The organism is Streptomyces pathocidini, from assembly GCF_001418495.1.
Taxonomy (GTDB): domain Bacteria; phylum Actinomycetota; class Actinomycetes; order Streptomycetales; family Streptomycetaceae; genus Streptomyces; species Streptomyces pathocidini.
This window is the reverse complement of the sequence record NZ_LIQY01000738.1, coordinates 1-1,278: the sequence shown is the minus strand read 5'-3', so window position 1 is coordinate 1,278 and position 1,278 is coordinate 1. Positions and strand designations below refer to the sequence as shown.

Annotated in this window: 2 protein-coding genes and 1 pseudogene; all 3 read left to right on the top strand. The window is 79.3% G+C overall.

The window, feature by feature from the left end:
* Positions 1-244, top strand: a pseudogene (locus tag AOK16_RS24940) (hypothetical protein); the annotation flags it as partial.
* Positions 241-414, top strand: a complete 174-nt coding sequence (locus AOK16_RS27355; protein ID WP_157859355.1) for a hypothetical protein — start codon at positions 241-243, stop codon at positions 412-414. The pseudogene AOK16_RS24940 and the gene AOK16_RS27355, both read left to right, overlap by 4 nt.
* Positions 411-1,278: radical SAM protein (locus AOK16_RS24935; RefSeq protein WP_157859354.1), on the top strand; the 868-nt coding region annotated here is incomplete at its 3' end. The genes AOK16_RS27355 and AOK16_RS24935, both read left to right, overlap by 4 nt.

Here is a 1,278-nt window from a genome sequence, read left to right as displayed (position 1 = left end):
CCCCGACCCCGCCGAGGTCGCCCGGCGGAGCCCCCAGGCCCGGGCCGATGCCGGGGCCGGGGACGGTGCCGGGGCCGCCGAAGCGACACGGGCAGCCGACGCCGCCGAAGCTGCCGGGCCCGGCGACCCTGACCCCGCCGGGCCCGCAGACCCCGGCCCGGCCGAGGACGCCCGGGGGAGCACCCAGGCCCTGGCGGAGGCCATCCAGGCCCGCATCGACGCCGTCCAGGCGGGCGACGCGTGACGCCGCCTCCCGACGGTCGCGGCACACCGCTTCCCGAATTCCCCTCCCTCAGCACCGGGTTGGGCTCCGACCACCCCGTCCTGGCGGCCGTCCTCGCGGAGCTGCGCGACCGGGTCGCGGGCAGCGGCGAGGCCGAGCCCGTCGTCGCGTACTACGAGGACGCCCCATGACGGCGGCGGAGGGGGACGGCGGCACTACGGAGCCGCAGGCCGCGGTCGGCGCCGCTTCGCGACCGGTGGAGGCGCCGGGCCGCGAACTGCCCTGGCCCACAAGGCGGAGCGCGGGCGGCGCGGCCCCTCCCAGACCAGGTCCGGCGGCGACGGGCAGGCCCGGTCCGGCCGCGGCGGACAGGTCCGGTCCGGCCGCGGCGGGCAGGTCCGGACCCGACGCGGTCGGCGGCGAACCGCCCCGGCCGACGAGGCCGGAGGCCGCGGACGGCGAGCCCCTCTGGCCCCACCAGCGCCTCGACGTCGCCGCCCTGCGGCGCCGCGGCATCGCCCCCGTCCCCTTCCGGCAGTTCGTGCTCAAGACGCACAGCCGGTGCAACCTCGCCTGCACCTACTGCTACATCTACCAAGGCGCCGACGACAGCTGGCGCCGCCGGCCCGCCCGCGTCCCGGACGCGACCGTCCGCCGGACCGCCGCGCGCATCGGCGAGCACGCCTCCGCCCACCGCCTCCGCCGCATCCGCGTCGAACTGCACGGCGGTGAGCCGCTGATGGCAGGCCCGGAGGCCGTCATCGCGTACGCCGACGCCGTACGGGCAGCCGTGCCCGAGGGCTGCGAGGTGACCGCGTCCGTGCAGACGAACGGGACCCTCCTCACCGCCGGCGTCCTGGACCGCCTCGCCGCCGCCCGCATCCGCGTCGGCCTGAGCCTGGACGGGGGTACGGACCGCCTCAACCGCCGCCGCACCGACCACGCCGGCCGCCCCTCCTGGCCCGCGACCGCCCGCGCCGCCCGACTGCTCGCCGCCCGGGGCGAGCAGTACTACGCCGGGATCCTCTGCACGATCGACCTCGCCGCCGACCCCG